Annotated in this window: 12 protein-coding genes; 5 read left to right on the top strand and 7 right to left on the bottom strand. The window is 67.7% G+C overall.

Annotated features, from left to right (window positions below; all coding sequences use genetic code 11):
• The 3 genes from AC1DO7_RS10595 to AC1DO7_RS10585 all read right to left on the bottom strand — a co-directional run.
• A partial coding sequence (locus tag AC1DO7_RS10595; RefSeq protein ID WP_477116073.1) for an efflux RND transporter permease subunit occupies positions 1 to 1515 on the bottom strand: 1515 nt, incomplete at its 3' end.
• Between the two features lie 13 nt (positions 1516 to 1528).
• On the bottom strand, positions 1529 to 2746 hold the full coding sequence (locus AC1DO7_RS10590; RefSeq protein WP_441611948.1) for an efflux RND transporter periplasmic adaptor subunit: 1218 nt from the start codon (positions 2744 to 2746) through the stop codon (positions 1529 to 1531).
• Between the two features lie 49 nt (positions 2747 to 2795).
• A complete protein-coding gene (locus AC1DO7_RS10585) occupies positions 2796 to 4160 on the bottom strand; it encodes a TolC family protein (protein WP_441611947.1) in 1365 nt (454 codons plus the stop codon).
• 559 nt (positions 4161 to 4719) lie between these two features.
• Here AC1DO7_RS10585 and AC1DO7_RS10580 point away from each other — a divergent pair.
• Positions 4720 to 5484 (top strand): sulfite exporter TauE/SafE family protein, encoded by a 765-nt coding sequence (locus tag AC1DO7_RS10580; RefSeq protein ID WP_441611946.1) that lies wholly within the window; start codon positions 4720 to 4722, stop codon positions 5482 to 5484.
• 40 nt (positions 5485 to 5524) lie between these two features.
• On the opposite strand, the gene AC1DO7_RS10575 is transcribed toward AC1DO7_RS10580, so the two are convergent.
• Positions 5525 to 6010: a GFA family protein gene (locus AC1DO7_RS10575; protein WP_441611945.1), complete on the bottom strand. Its 486-nt coding sequence runs from the start codon at positions 6008 to 6010 to the stop codon at positions 5525 to 5527.
• 748 nt (positions 6011 to 6758) lie between these two features.
• Between AC1DO7_RS10575 and AC1DO7_RS10570 the strand changes: the two genes are divergently transcribed.
• Positions 6759 to 7409 carry an HAD domain-containing protein gene (locus tag AC1DO7_RS10570; RefSeq protein ID WP_441611943.1) on the top strand — a complete coding sequence of 217 codons (651 nt, stop codon included), beginning with the start codon at positions 6759 to 6761 and terminating at the stop codon, positions 7407 to 7409.
• Positions 7410 to 7449: 40 nt separating this feature from the next.
• Here AC1DO7_RS10570 and AC1DO7_RS10565 read toward each other — a convergent pair whose 3' ends face one another.
• Positions 7450 to 8313, bottom strand: a complete 864-nt coding sequence (locus tag AC1DO7_RS10565; RefSeq protein ID WP_441611942.1) for a DMT family transporter — start codon at positions 8311 to 8313, stop codon at positions 7450 to 7452.
• A 469-nt stretch (positions 8314 to 8782) separates the two neighbouring features.
• On the opposite strand from AC1DO7_RS10565, the gene AC1DO7_RS10560 reads away from it, so the two are divergent.
• The 3 genes from AC1DO7_RS10560 to AC1DO7_RS10550 all read left to right on the top strand — a co-directional run bounded on the left by AC1DO7_RS10560 (position 8783) and on the right by AC1DO7_RS10550 (position 10400).
• The gene (locus AC1DO7_RS10560) at positions 8783 to 8986 is read left to right on the top strand and encodes a SlyX family protein (RefSeq protein ID WP_441611941.1); all 204 of its coding nucleotides are present in this window, start codon (positions 8783 to 8785) and stop codon (positions 8984 to 8986) included.
• 133 nt (positions 8987 to 9119) lie between these two features.
• On the top strand, positions 9120 to 9698 hold the full coding sequence (locus AC1DO7_RS10555) for a DUF1439 domain-containing protein (RefSeq protein ID WP_477116074.1): 579 nt from the start codon (positions 9120 to 9122) through the stop codon (positions 9696 to 9698).
• A gap of 192 nt (positions 9699 to 9890) precedes the next feature.
• Positions 9891 to 10400 (top strand): fumarate hydratase, encoded by a 510-nt coding sequence (locus AC1DO7_RS10550; protein WP_441611940.1) that lies wholly within the window; start codon positions 9891 to 9893, stop codon positions 10398 to 10400.
• A gap of 331 nt (positions 10401 to 10731) precedes the next feature.
• On the opposite strand, the gene AC1DO7_RS10545 is transcribed toward AC1DO7_RS10550, so the two are convergent.
• On the bottom strand, positions 10732 to 11349 hold the full coding sequence (locus tag AC1DO7_RS10545; RefSeq protein WP_441611939.1) for a DUF938 domain-containing protein: 618 nt from the start codon (positions 11347 to 11349) through the stop codon (positions 10732 to 10734).
• Positions 11350 to 11531: 182 nt separating this feature from the next.
• Positions 11532 to 13535: a PhoX family protein gene (locus AC1DO7_RS10540; RefSeq protein ID WP_441611938.1), complete on the bottom strand. Its 2004-nt coding sequence runs from the start codon at positions 13533 to 13535 to the stop codon at positions 11532 to 11534.
• Between the last annotated feature and the right edge of the window lie 31 nt (positions 13536 to 13566).

Raw genomic sequence — 13566 nt, 5'->3', positions numbered from 1 at the left:
GTTGTCGTCGTGCGCGATGTTCTTGGTCAGCAGCAGGTGGCACAGCAGCGGCACCAGCGTCAGCGAGATGATCAGCGAACCGATCAGCGCGCCCGTCACGGTGTAGGCCATCGGCGCGAAGATCTTGCCCTCGTGGCGCTGCAGCGTGAAGATGGGGATGTGCGCGGCGATGATGATGATCATCGAGAACACGGTCGGGCGGCCCACCTCGGTAGTGGCCTGCAGGATGGCGTGCATGCGCGCGCGGCTGTCCTTGATCTGCGCTTCCTTGAGCTCGCCGAGGCGCTTGAAGATGTTCTCCACCACGATCACCGCGCCGTCGACGATGATACCGAAGTCCATTGCGCCGAGCGACAGCAGGTTGGCGGGGATGCCCACCCAGGTCAGGCCGATGAAGGTGGACAGCAGCGCCAGCGGGATCACCAGCGCCACGATGGCCGCGGCGCGCACATTGGCCAGGAACAGGTAGAGCACGGCCATCACCAGCAGCGCGCCCTCGACCAGGTTGCCGAACACGGTGTGCAGCGTCTTGTCGATCAGCGTGGAGCGGTCGTAGTAGGGCACGATCTTCACGCCCTTGGGCAGGATCGTGCTGTCCAGCAGGTCGATCCTTTTCTTGAGCCCTTCCAGCACCAGCGAGGGATTCTCGCCCTTGCGCATCACCACGATGCCCGAGACGATGTCGTCCTCGTCGTCCTGGCCCATCAGGCCCTGGGGCGGCGCGGCGCCGATCCTCACCTCGGCGATGTCCTTGACCAGGATCGGCGTGCCGTTGTTCTCGGCCACCACCACGTTGGCGATGTCGGCCGAGGTATAGAAGCTGCCGAGCGAGCGCAGCAGGTACTGCTGGCGGCCGTGCGCCACGGCGCCGCCGCCGGCGTTGGCGTTGGCGCGCTGCAGGGCGGCGAAGAGTTGCGACAGCGAGATCTTGGAATCGCGCATCTTCGCCAGGTTGGGGTTCACCTCGTACTGCTTGATGGTGCCGCCGATGGTGACCAGGTCCGCCACGCCAGGCACCTGGCGCAGGTTCTTCTCCACCACCCAGTCCTGCAGCGTGCGCAGCTCCTGCGCGCTATAGCCCTTGCCGGTCAGGCGAAAGCGGAAGATTTCGCCGATCGCGGTGGACAGTGGCGCCAGTTCCGGGTGCACGCCGTCGGGCAGGTCCACGCCGCGCAGGCGCTCGATCACCTGCTGGCGGGCCACCACGTCGGTGGCCTTGTCATTGAAGGTGACCATCAGGAAGGACAGGCCGAACTGGGTGTGCGAAAACACCCGCACGGAATTCGGCGTGCCGGCCAGCGCGGTCTCGATCGGGATGGTGACCTGGCGCTCGATTTCCTCGGCGGCGCGGCCCGGGTACAGCGTGATGACGTTGACCTGGATGTCGGAGACATCCGGGAAGGCTTCGATCGGCAGGTTCTTGAAGGCCGCCAGGCCACCCCCGATGAAGATGGCAAGGCCGAGCCAGACGAACAGCTTCTGGTGCAGCGCGAAATGGACGATACGCGAAATCATGTGGCGGTCTTCCTTACTGCTTCGCGCCGGCGTTGCTGGCCGCGCCGCCCAGGGCCGCGTTGACCGCGGTGGCGTCGCGCAGGATGTCCTGCAGGTAAAGATTGCCCTCGGTCACCACCACATCGCCTTCCTTGAGTCCGTCCACCACCTCGGCGGTACCGGGCAGCGTCACGCCCAGCTTGATCTGGCGGCGCTCGAAGCGGTTCTGCGCCGTGCGCACGAACACGTAGTTGCGGTTGTCGGCCAGGAACACTGCCTTGGACGGCACGCCGATGCCCTCGAACGAAGCGGCTTGCAGCTTGGCGGTCACGAACATTTCCGCCTTCAGGCGACGGTCCTGGTTGGGCACGGTCAGGCGCACCTTGACGCTGCGCGCGGCGGGGTCGACGTAGTCGGCGACCTTGATCACCTTGCCGGTGAAGGTCTCGCCGGGATAAGCGCTGGACACCAGGCGCACGCTCACGCCGGGCTTGAACAGCGCGAGATCGGCCTCGGTCGCGTCCACCTGCGCCCACAGCTCGCTCGGGTCGGTGACCAGGAACAGCGGCGCGCTGGGCGGCTGGTCGGGACGCAGCTCCATGCCGACATTGATATTGCGCTCCACCAGCAGGCCGTCGATCGGCGTGCGCAGGGCAAAGCGCGCCATGCCGCCGCCTGCCGCGGGCGAGCCGTACTGGCGCAGCGTGGCCTGGGTGCGGGCAAGGTCGGCGCTGGCGCGCGCGGCGTCGGCCTGGGTCTGCTCGAGGTCCTTCTGCGCTACCACGCCGGCGTCGTACAGCTCGCGCTGGCGCGCCAGCGCCTTGCCGGCGTAGGCGGCGTCGACGGCGGCCTTGCGCGCGTCGGACTGGGCCACGCCGAAATCGGTGGAGGTCAGCATGGCCAGCGCCTGGCCCGCCTTCACGCTGGTGCCCGCCTGAGCCATCACTTCGGTCACGCGGCCGGCGAACGGCGTCGACACGCGCACGGTGCGGTCCTCGTTCCACACCAGGCGGCCGGGCAGGCTCAGCATGCGTTCGCCGCCGCGCTTGACGCTTTCGCCGGCGATGCCCGGCAGGGCCTTCACGGAGGCCGGGAATTCGACGGTGTTGCCGGCGACCTTGGGCTCGTCGCTGGGCGCAGGGGCTTCCTGCTTGCCGCAGGCGGCCAGCGCCAGCGTCACCAGCGAAAGCGCCGCGAGGCGCGCGCGCAGGCCGTGGCGCGCGGGGGTAGTCGAAGCAGGCGTAGCAGTCATCGGAGACATCGAAGCGGACATCAAAGCAGACATCGGAGCGGACACTTGATTAGGGGCGCGGCACATCGGTACGAGCCTGGGCATTGGATGAGGACTGCAGGGCGGCACGATAGGCCGACAGGGATTTGGCGTAATCGCCTTGCGCGTTGACTGCGTCCAGGCGCGTCTGGCGCAGCGCGCGGCGCGAGTCGAGCAGGTCCAGCACGCTGGTGGCACCCTTGGCATAGGCGAACTCGGCGCTGCCGGCCACGCTTTCGGCGGCGGGCACCACGCTCTGGACCATCTGCTTGAGCGACAGGCGCGCGGCCTCAAGCTGGTTGCGCGAGCGCTCCAGTTCGTTCTGCGCCTCGAGCAGCACGCGGTTGCGGTCGTCCAGCGCGGCGTAATAGTCCACCTCGGCGCGGCGCGCCTCGCCGCCGAAGCTGTGGCGCACGAACAGCGGGATCGACAGGAACACACCGAAGCTGTTGCCGCTGCCGGTCTGGTTGGCTTCCGAAACCGGATAATGCTCGGCCTGCGCGCCCACCGTGACGTCCGGCACGCGCCCGGCGCGCGCCAGGTCACGCGCGCTGGCCGCGGCCGCCAGGCGGGCTTCGGCCGCGGTCACGTCGGGACGGCGCTGGACGGTATCGGCATCGGGCTCGGGCACCGGCACGTCGAGCGCGGGCCAGTCCGCCACCAGGCGGTTGTCGACCAGCGTGCCGGGCACACCGATGGCCTGGGCCAGCGCGGCCTTGTCGCTGGCGTGGTCGGCCATGGCGGCGCGCAGGTCGGCCTGGGAGCGCAGCACGTCGAGTTGCAGCTTGGTCACATCGGCGCGGGACACGTCGCCGGCCTTCAGGCGCGTCTCGTTGGCCTGCTGGGTGCGGCCGTAGAGCGACAGGGTCTCGTTGAGCACCGCCACGCGCTCCTGGCTGACCAGTGCCTCGTAGAACGCCTGCTCGGCGGCGCTCGACTGCTGGGTGACGACGGCCTGCAGCACCTCGCCGGCGGCGCGGCTCGAAGCACGCGCGCCTTCCACGCGCAGGTTGCCCTTGTTGGCGGTCTCGATCACCTGGTCCACGCGCAGCGTGGAATCCACGGTCTTGTTGCGCGGGCCGCCGGAATTGAAGCCCTGGTGCGGGTTGATATTGGCCACGCCCAGGCTCAGCACCGGGTTGGGCCGTTGCGAGGCGATCTGGATATCGGCCTGGCTGGCCTCCTCGCCACGGCGCGCGGCGATGATGTCGCGGTTGCAGCGCACGGTATCGAGGCGCACTTGCGCGATGGTGAGCGGCGCCTTCGCGAGTGGCGCCACGCAGGGGCCGTCGGCCGGCAGCGGTGCACTCGGGGGCACATTCGTGCCGGCCACGGCGGCACCGGCGACGGCACTCAGCAGGCTGGCCAGCAAGAAACGAGGAAAAGAAAAAGACACGATAAATCAGGCTCGGTTCGACTCAGTGTGCGGTAAACGACCATGGCGACTATTCGGTGCACCGGGACGGCGAACTTTCATGTATCTCCACGGAACGCGTAGTGTACGTGCCGCATCCGGAGCGGCCGCAACGTCCCGTGCGCATTCAAACCGAAACGCATTACAAACGGCTTTCATAAATGCAACAAAAAACCGTGTAAACGTACGAACGGTCCAGTTTCAAGGGAAAACCCTGACGAAGAAGGCGCTTTCCCGACAAACTGCGCGGGCGCGGCGGCCCTGGTCAAACGCCCGTATCATTACGCACTTCCGTGACGGCAGGCAGCTTTTGCGACGAGGGACGCCACGCGACCTGTTGCCACACCGCATCCGGGCGCTTCGCCTGCTGCGCTGCACACGCTATCCCGGGCACGTTAGGCCGGGACAGCCGGCTTCCCCGGCCAGGCGCGCCGCGCGCCCTTGTTGCCGCGGTTGTTCCCGGCCTTGTTCCCGGCCTTGTTCCCGCCCTTGTTCCCGCATTGCCAGCCTTGCGCCCCATCTCTTTTCTCCGCCTTCTTCCATGCCTGACCATTTGTTGCTGTCCTCCCTGATCATTTTCGGCCTGGGCGGAGTGCTGGGCGCGGTGGGCGGGCTGTTCGGCATCGGCGGCGGGCTGATCGCCATTCCGGCGCTGGGCCTGCTGTACGGCATGGACCAGCAACTCGCCCAAGGCACCGCGCTGGTGATGATCGCCCCCAACGTGATGATCGGCTTCTGGCAATACCGCCGCCGCGCCGATATCGCACTGCGCACGGCGGCGGTGCTCGGGCTGTCGGCGGTACTTGCCACCTATGCCTCGGCCCGGCTCGCCACCGCCATGGACGCGGTGCTGCTGCGGCGCGTCTTTGCCTGCTTCATGATCGCGCTGGCGCTGTATTTCCTCTGGCGCCTGCAGCCCGGGCGCGCGGCCACCGCGCAGCGGGCGCGCCTGTCGCCACGCTGGATTCCGGCGCTGGGCGCGGTGGGCGGCGCGTTCTCGGGCTTTTTCAGCGTGGGCGGCGGCGTGGTGGCCGCACCCGCGCTGGTCGGCCTGTTCGGCTTCCGGCAAGCGGCGGCGCAAGGACTGGCGCTGGCCCTGGTCACGCCGGGTGCCGTGGTGGCGCTGGCCGCCTATGCCAATGCCGGCCATGTGGACTGGGCCAGCGGTATCCCGCTTTCGCTGGGCGGCATGCTGACCATCTCCTGGGGCGTGGCGCTCGCCCACCGCATGCCCGAGCGGCGCCTGCGCGCGCTGTTCTCGCTGTGCCTGATCGCCACCGCCGCCATCATGCTGGTCCGCGGCTGAGGGTGGCGCGCGCCGCCGGGGCACCGGGACACCGGGACCCCTAGCGCTGCAAGCCTTTGCGCCGGTGCCACTCGGCCAGCGACTCCGACGGCCAGGTGCCGCAGTGCACGTGGGCGCGCCCCCTGGGTACGTCCACCCAGGGCGCCGCGAAATCCAGCGCGGCTTCCACCACCTCCGGCGGCCTTGGCAGGGGCGTATCGATGGCCGACGCATGCGGGTGCACCAGTTCCGGCCACCCCGGATCCCACAGCCACAGCGCGCTGCCGCACTTGAGGCAGAAATGCCGCTGCGCGCGGGAGCGGCGGGCGCGCTTGCCGGGCTCGCGCATCACGGCGTGATAGATCCCGACATGCTTCCTGCCCCGGACCTTCAGCGTGGCGGCGTCGCCGCCGAGGTTGATGGCATAGCCTCCGCCGCCCGCCGTCTTGCGGCAGATCGAGCAGTGGCAATGCATGAAGGGATAGGGCGAGTCGGACTCCAGGCTGAAACCGACCGCGCCGCAATGACAGGAACCTTCGAGATGCATGGGATCTCCCGTTAGGTGGCAGGGCGCTGTTCATTCTAGGCAAGCCAGCCGGCAACCCAGGCGCGCGAGACGCCCTGCAGGCACCGGCCCGGCTGGACTTTGCGCACCCGCCATGGCATAAGGACCGGTCCGGCGCCAGCCATCGTGGCTGCCCGGCCGCCGCCCCGATCCCAAGCCCCATGCCCGTCGCCACCACCGTCCCGCGCCATCGCGCTGCCTGCCGGCCTGCCGCGCAAGCCGCGCCGGCGTTCGCGTGCGCGGACAACAGCAAGGGTCATGCCGCCGTGCTTTTCCTCGCCGTGCGGGGAATGCAGGATTCGCCCACGCTGTCCTGACCTCCCCGCACGGCACTTTGCCAGCGGGCGCGCGCGCGCCTTGTCCAACGTGCAGTCACGACGTGCAACCAGGAAAAAACAGCCCATGTCATCGATCTATCGCAAGACCCTTTGCGCCATCGGCGCTGTCGCAGTGGCCTACCTGCTGATCAATCTCTGAGCGCGCGGGACGCCGCCCGCGTCGTCCGGGCCGGCGTCCCGCTCCATCTTGCGGCGCCTTTTTCCCCGTCGCCCCGGCCAAATCTGTTTCGCCGCGAAACAACTCGCCTGGGCGAACGGATGAAATTTACGAAGTCGCATCTCAAGTTACAGATATGTTGCAACTTAGGCCGCATACGGCACTGCAGATTTTTTTGGTTGCGTCGTAATCTTCAAACGTGCCAACGACGGCGCTGCAACCAAAACAGGAAATCATGTCTGAACGCCTCATCATGCTTGACGTCCCCGGTGTCCTTTATTCGGGCCGCTCCGAGGCCCGGCTGGGCGGGATTCCCGATACTGGCACCCTGCGCGACGTCCGCTTCTTCGACCCGGTCGCACTTGGCTTCGTGCGCCGCCTGTTCGGCCTGGCCGGCGCCCGCGTGGTGGTATCGGAGGCATGGCGCCGCGGCGTGCCCGCGGCGATCCTGCAGCAGCTCGACCTGCAGGTCGAAGGCATGACCCCCGACGTGCCTGGCGGCCACGCCGCGCGCATCGCGGCCTACTTCGCCAGCCGGCCGGCGCCGCAGGCCTTCGCCATCCTGACCTGCGACACGGCTTCGCTGCAGGACGAACGGTTCGCGCACCTGCGCGCGCACGCAGTGGCGGTGAATCCCGCCGATGGCCTGACGCCGGCCAATTTCAAGCAGGCGCTGAACCTGCTCGGCGTGGCCTGCCCGTCCACGCTGTGCCTGGACACCCAGCCCGATGCCGGTCTCGAAGCCCGCCTGCAACGCCTGCGTCGCCTGGCCCGCGAAGCGCCCTCGCGCTTCGAGGCCGGCGCGACCACCGCGCCGCTGCTGCAGGGCGTGCCCGAGCTGGTGCTGCCGGCGCAGCACGCAGCCGCGGCACTGGCCCACGCTTGACCGGTGCCGGCGCGCCGGCCCGGCGCGCCGCACCGCGGAGCTAGCGCGTGCCCGCCCGCCCGAAGACCAGCACCAGTCCGATCACGATGGCAGCCATGCCGGCGATGCTCGACGCCGCGAGCCGGTTGCCCAGGAACAGGTAGTCCATCCATGCCGTCACGCCGGGCACCAGGTAGAAGAGGCTGGTCACGCTGACCAGGTTGCCAGCCTGGATCAGCCGGTACAGCAGCAGCGTGGCGCCCACCGAGATCACCAGCGCAAGCCACGCCAGCGAAACGATGAAGCCCGCCGCCGGCGTCACCGCCAGCGGCTGGAACGGTACGAACAGCAGGCATAGCGCGAGACCGGCGCCGTATTGCAGCGGCAGCACATCCAGCGGCGCCTGGCGGATGGACTTCTGCAGGATCGCGCCGATCGTCATGCACGCCAGCGCCGCCAGCGCGAAGCCCATGCCCAGCGGTGAGAGGCGCGCCTGCCCGATGCTTTCCGACACCACCGTCACCAGCCCGCACAGCGCCGCCGCCAGGCCGGCCAGCCGGCGCAGGGAAAAACGTCGCTCCACCAGCAACAGGGTCAGGATCGGCTGCGCGCCCAGCACGGTGGCCAGCACGCCTGGCGTCACGCCGCGCGCCAGCGCGAGCAGATAGCAGATCGAATAGGCGCCGGTCAGCAGCAGGCCGGCGGCCATCACGCGCATGCGCGTGCCCGGCTCGGGCAGCCAGCGCCGCCGCCATGCGGCCAGCGCCAGCAGCACCAGCAGCGCGAGCGCGAAGCGCGCGGCCAGCAGGGCAAAGGCGGTTGCGTACTCGAGCCCGAGCCGCGCGAAGATTGCACCGCTGCTCCAGAGCAGCACGAAGAGCGCGGTCGAGCCATGCGCGGCCAGCGCGGTTTTGTTCAAAGCCATGAAATTCACCTGTCACGAAAACGCCGGAAAGCATCCGGAGTTCATCCTGAAACTTCGGCCAGCCGGCGCCAGGCTCACGTGCGCGGGCGCAGGAAGACATGCGCGCGCCGTGGCACGCCGCCGGAAAAAAGCCGAAGATGGAAAAAGACGGGCTGCGGATCAGCCCGGCGTGAACGGGGGCGGCGGTGCAACGCCGGCCCGCGCGCGCGGCGGGGAGGTGACGGGCGGAGGAGAAGCGGCGAGAGCCGCGCACGGCAGCTCAGCGCCCGCCAGGGTGGCGTCGACGGCAAGCGTGTGGTGCGTGGCTGAAATCATGATGGATCAGTGCATGCGACCCGTGCGGGCCGGCGGAAGGCCTAACGTTACACCGGGCCGCGCGGCCCGGCAAGCGGCGCGAAACGCCGCCTGGGCTGTCTTACAATGCGCGGCCGCAAGCCCGCGACGAAATCTGAACAATGGAGAACACGCCATGGAATCCCGCCTGACCGAACTCGAGATCAAGGTCGCCTTCCAGGACGACCTGCTCGAAACGCTGAACCTCGCCGTGGCACGCCAGCAGCGCCAGATCGACCTGCTCCAGGAGCAGCTCCAGGCGCTCTACCAGCAGATGCGCGCGAGCGGCCCCGGCGGGCCGGACAACGGATCGCAGCACGAGATCCCGCCGCACTATTGAGCGCCGCGCGGTGGAACGATGCCGCCGCCACCGCGTCTGAAAGCTGAGCCTGATGGCCGATGCGAGCGCCAGCGCCGCAGGCCAAACCCGGAGAAACCGCAGCATGCCGACCAAGCCGACCGCCATCCGAACCATGCGCGCCACCGGCGCCGCCCGCGCCGCCGGCCGCATCGCCCTCTGCGGCGCACTCGCCCTGCTCGGCGGCGCCAGCGCCTGGGCCGGCTACAACGTCTGGACGGGCGACTACACATTCTCGCGGCAGGAACTGCAGGACGCCGTGGACAAGCGCTTTCCCGCGCGGCTGCGCTACGGCCAGGTGGTCGACGTGCAACTGACCAATCCGCGCCTGGTGCTCGACGATGCCAACAACCGCGTGAGCACGCAGATGGACGCCCAGGTCAGCAACACGCTGCTGCCCGCGCCGCCGATCAATGGCACTTTGTCGGTCAGCAGCGGCCTGCGCTACGATCCGGCCAGGCGCGCGGTGCTGCTCGACAATCCCGCCGTCGAGCGCGTCCAGGTCAGCGGCATGCCGRCGCAATACGGCGAACAATTGAACGCGATCGGCGCCGTGGTGGCGCAGCAAGTGCTGCGCGACTACCCGCTTTACACCTTCACGCCGGAACAATTGCACATTGCCGGCAAGGACATCGAGCCCGGCGCGATCACGGTGCTGCCCGACGGCATTCAGGTAAAAATCAATACCCGCTGAAACACGCGGAACATCGAAAAAGCCAATACGTCGGCCATATTCGCAGCGCGCGCCATGCGCCAATGCCGGATAGAGATGTTGTATTCGCGCACACTTTTCCGACAGAAAACACACGCACTTAATGGATCGTGTGCTAGTCGTGTCGCGCGAAAGGTTATACTCCGCGCTCTACAAACTAACGGGTAAATAATCATGGCCGTGACCACCAAGAAAATCGTAAAGACCAACGCAGCAGCCAAGGCAAAGCCGGCCGCCGCAAAGAAGGCAGCTGTGCCCGCGAAGAAAGCCAGCGTCCTGGCCCGCGAACTGGCAGCCGCCAAGAAGGCCCTGCTGAAGCTGCGCGCAGATTCGAAGAAGGCCATCGAAACCGCCAAGCGTGAAATCGTGCAAGCCGCCGCAGCAGCCAAGAGCGCTGTGCTGGCCGAGAAGCAAGCCGCCAAGGAAAAGCTGGCTGCGCAAAAGGCAAAGGCCAAGGCCAAGCCGGCAGCGAAGAAGCCGGTGGTGAAGGCCGCCGCCAAGCCGGCAGCCGCCAAGAAGCCGGCAGCGCCGAAGGCAGCCGCAGCACCGAAGGCAGCAGCAGCACCGAAGGCCGCAGCAGCGCCGAAGGCAGCAAAGAAGCCCGTCGCAAAGAAGCCGGCAGCGCCCAAGAAGGCCGCTCCCGTGAAGACCGAAGCAGAAGCAGCACCCGTCGCAGCGAAGTAAATCGCGCAAGGGCCGGCGCGGCAGGCGGCCCGGTGATGCGCACGGCGTATCCGTGCCGCGTCCCGCGCCATGCGCCGCGTTTCGTTCCGCCGCACCACGTTTGTGCAAACCGGCTGGTGCCTTGCACGGCCAGCCGGAAATCCTCAGTTGAATTCCCCGCGGTTTACTCCCTGCCGCTTACTCCCTGCTTTCCCCGCCGACTTCCGCTTTCCGCCACCTGATTGGCGCACGGCGTCTTCGCTGGCATTGCCGGCTTTCTTATCGCGCCTTTTCCGCTTGCGAAGTCCTTTCGCCGTAGCCGCGGTCACGGCAGCGCATTCCCGGCAATCCCTTATTTGCGAAATACCAGGCTGAAATTGTTCGCCGGCATCGGGATTGGATCGTCCATGCGCAGGCCCGCCGCCTCCCCGAGCACGACTATATCTTCCATATCGCGCACGCCCCATTGCGCGTCCGCGCTGCGCAATTGCGCGTCGAAGGCGGCATTGCTCGGGGCCGTGTGTTCGCCATTGCGGCGATAGGGGCCATAGAGGTAAAGCACGCCGCCCGCCGGCAGCAGGCGCGCGGCGCCGGCGAACAGCGCTTCGGCCGCCGCCCACGGCGCGATATGGACCATGTTGATGCAGACCAGCGCCTGCGCGGCTTCGATGCCCCAGGGCTGCCGGCGCACGTCCAGTGCCAGCGGCGGCAACACGTTGGCCAGTCCGGCATGCGCGGTCCAGCCCTCGATCGAGGCGCGCGCGGCCGGCTCCGGGTCGCTCGGCTGCCAGGTCAGCGCCGGCAGCGCAGCCGCGAAGTAAGCGGCGTGCTGGCCGGTGCCGCTGGCGATCTCCAGCACCAGGCCGCCGGACGGCAGGACGCGGCGCAGCACATCCAGGATGGCGTCGCGGTTGCGGTCGGTGGCCGGCGCCATGCGGCGTGCGTGCAGTGGCTCGTCTTGCTTGGGCATGCTGTTTCTCCTGTTTTGCGGGGTCCGCACAGGAAGGCCGGGCGCGGGCTTCCCATGGCGGTTTGCCGCAAGCGTAGCAGGCAGGCGCCGCGGCACAAGACAAAACGCCCCCGGCGATCTCTCGCCAGGGGCGTTTCGGGCAACCCGCAAGCCGCGGCCCGGCGGCCGCGGCGTCAGTGCGCTCAGGCCTTGGCGGTCTTGACGCTGGTAGCGTCTGCCGTCAGGTAACCGACGGCCGCGCCGAAGCGGTCCTTGTAGTTGGCGCGCACCAGCGGATCCAGCGTGGCCTGCACCTTGGCGTGCAGGCCGCCCCAGTCGCCGGCGTGCTGGAAGTTGTTCATGACATAGGTCCAGCCGTTGATCTCGTCGACCGCATGCAGGCCGGTCGACTCGGCACCCGACGGGGTGGACAGCACGCGGTTCAGCTTCTTGGTGTCTACGTTGTAGGCCCAAAGGAAGTTGTTGACGTGCTGGCCGCTGTCCTCGCCGATGAACAGCGTGCGCAGCTTTTCCGAGAACTTCAGGTTATCCGGGTTGGCGATCGTCTCCGGATCTGCCGTATTGCCCAGCGCGTCCGCGGCGATATCCTTGCCCACGATCAGCGCCTGGGTATGCACCGGCACCCATTCGCTGTTGATCGCGGCGCCGTCCAGGTCCTTCTGGCCGCCGGCCAGCTTGTGCTGCATCACGCCGCCGGCCTTGAGCGCCACATCGACCGAGATATTGCTCTGCGCATTCCATCCCTTGGCCGTGTTGTTCTTGACCATCGAGTCCTGGATGTTCTGCAGCGCGGAGTAGGCGACCTTGTCCTTGATGTTGACGGTGGTGCCTTCCATCTTGGTAAAGCCCATGCTGCCGCCGGCCAGGTAGGCATAGCGGTGGGTTTCCAGGAACGCGGCGACCTTTTCCTTGCCCGGCTTGATCTTGATCCAGTTGGCGGTGCCGCCCGTGAAGATCTTGGTGTAGCCGGTGTTCAGCGGATCGGCCAGGAGCGGATCGGTCAGGCTGACGTCCATGATGTCCGTCGGGCGGTGCGACTTGGCCAGGGCCTCGATTTCGGCGCTGGTGGCATGGCCGAGCTTGACCCAGGTCAGGTCGGCGCCCGGCTGGGCGGGATCGATGGAGAAGCCGGTGCCTACCTTGGCCACGTACAACGTGCCGGCGGAGAGGTCCTTCTCCTTGTCCGCCACGAACATGAACAGGCCGCTGTTGGTGGCGTCGTCGCCCATCAGCACGGTGCGGTTGTCCGGCATCACCTGCACCAGCTCGTGCGAGATGCGGCCCAGGCAATAGTGCTTCTTGATGCTGGCGGTGCCGTCCGGGTTGACCGTGACTTCGGGCAGGTGGCCATAGAAGTACGGATTGGCCAGCGCGCCGGCGTAGCCGAGCAGGTTTTCGCTGTACTTCTGGAACTGCGCGCTGGCGGCCGCGGTGAACGCATCCGGCTCGTACTCTTCGCTCGAAAGGTGGGTGTTCCACGGCGACAGGCTGGCGCCGCAGGTGATCCACAGCCCGTTGGCCGGCGACGTGTCCACGTTGTGGTACTTCACCAGCGTGAGCTTGCCGGTGGCCGGGTCCTGGTCCAGCGTCAGCACGCCGATCGGCGAAGGCAGTTGGCCGTAGGTATCGGTGCCGAGCTGGTTGCGCGTGGTGTATTCGAACTGGACCACGGCAAATACCGTGTTGCCCTTTACGCCCGCCACCTTGGCGCCGTCGATCTTCAGCAGCGAGGTGCCGTCGGGCGCGTCGGAGAAGAACTGGCGCTCCTTGCCGGCCACCGACTTGTCGATGATCGGCTGGTTGTTGATGTCGAAGTAGCCGCCCGCCAGGATCTTGCCGCCGTTGCCGTCGGGCACCTGGTCTCCGGTGATGAAGAACGGCTGGTAGGCCAGCTTGTAGACCTGGCTGCTGCCGTCGCTGAACGACACCTTCAGGCTTGAGCCGACCGTGGTGGTCGCCATCGCGGCCGGATTGGCCAGGTTCGGCGCGGCCATGCCGGTGAACTCGGCGGTGGTGAAGCTCGCGGGCGTGGCCGGCGTGGGTGCCGGTGCCGGAGCGGCGACTGCGTCGCTCTCGCCGCCGCAACCTACCAGCAGGGCAGTCGCGCCGATGCCCAGCGGCAACATCGGTGCGCCAGCCAGGAGTTTGAGCGCCTTGCGGCGGGAAGCATCCGGTTTGTCGAGCATTCTTCTTTCCCGTTTGTTATGTGAGTGAATG

This window comes from Cupriavidus sp. 05N40 (genome assembly GCF_056397305.1).
This window is presented reverse-complemented; position numbering and strand designations above follow the sequence as displayed.

What these genes read in the sequence shown, in the direction of transcription:
- AC1DO7_RS10590 (WP_441611948.1), bottom strand. Translation starts at nt 2,746, where the DNA reads ATGACTGCTACGCCTGCTTCGACTACCCCCGCGCGCCACGGCCTGCGC.
- AC1DO7_RS10580 (WP_441611946.1), top strand. Translation starts at nt 4,720, where the DNA reads ATGCCTGACCATTTGTTGCTGTCCTCCCTGATCATTTTCGGCCTGGGC.
- AC1DO7_RS10575 (WP_441611945.1), bottom strand. Translation starts at nt 6,010, where the DNA reads ATGCATCTCGAAGGTTCCTGTCATTGCGGCGCGGTCGGTTTCAGCCTG.
- AC1DO7_RS10570 (WP_441611943.1), top strand. Translation starts at nt 6,759, where the DNA reads ATGTCTGAACGCCTCATCATGCTTGACGTCCCCGGTGTCCTTTATTCG.
- AC1DO7_RS10565 (WP_441611942.1), bottom strand. Translation starts at nt 8,313, where the DNA reads ATGGCTTTGAACAAAACCGCGCTGGCCGCGCATGGCTCGACCGCGCTC.
- AC1DO7_RS10560 (WP_441611941.1), top strand. Translation starts at nt 8,783, where the DNA reads ATGGAATCCCGCCTGACCGAACTCGAGATCAAGGTCGCCTTCCAGGAC.
- AC1DO7_RS10550 (WP_441611940.1), top strand. Translation starts at nt 9,891, where the DNA reads ATGGCCGTGACCACCAAGAAAATCGTAAAGACCAACGCAGCAGCCAAG.
- AC1DO7_RS10545 (WP_441611939.1), bottom strand. Translation starts at nt 11,349, where the DNA reads ATGCCCAAGCAAGACGAGCCACTGCACGCACGCCGCATGGCGCCGGCC.
- AC1DO7_RS10540 (WP_441611938.1), bottom strand. Translation starts at nt 13,535, where the DNA reads ATGCTCGACAAACCGGATGCTTCCCGCCGCAAGGCGCTCAAACTCCTG.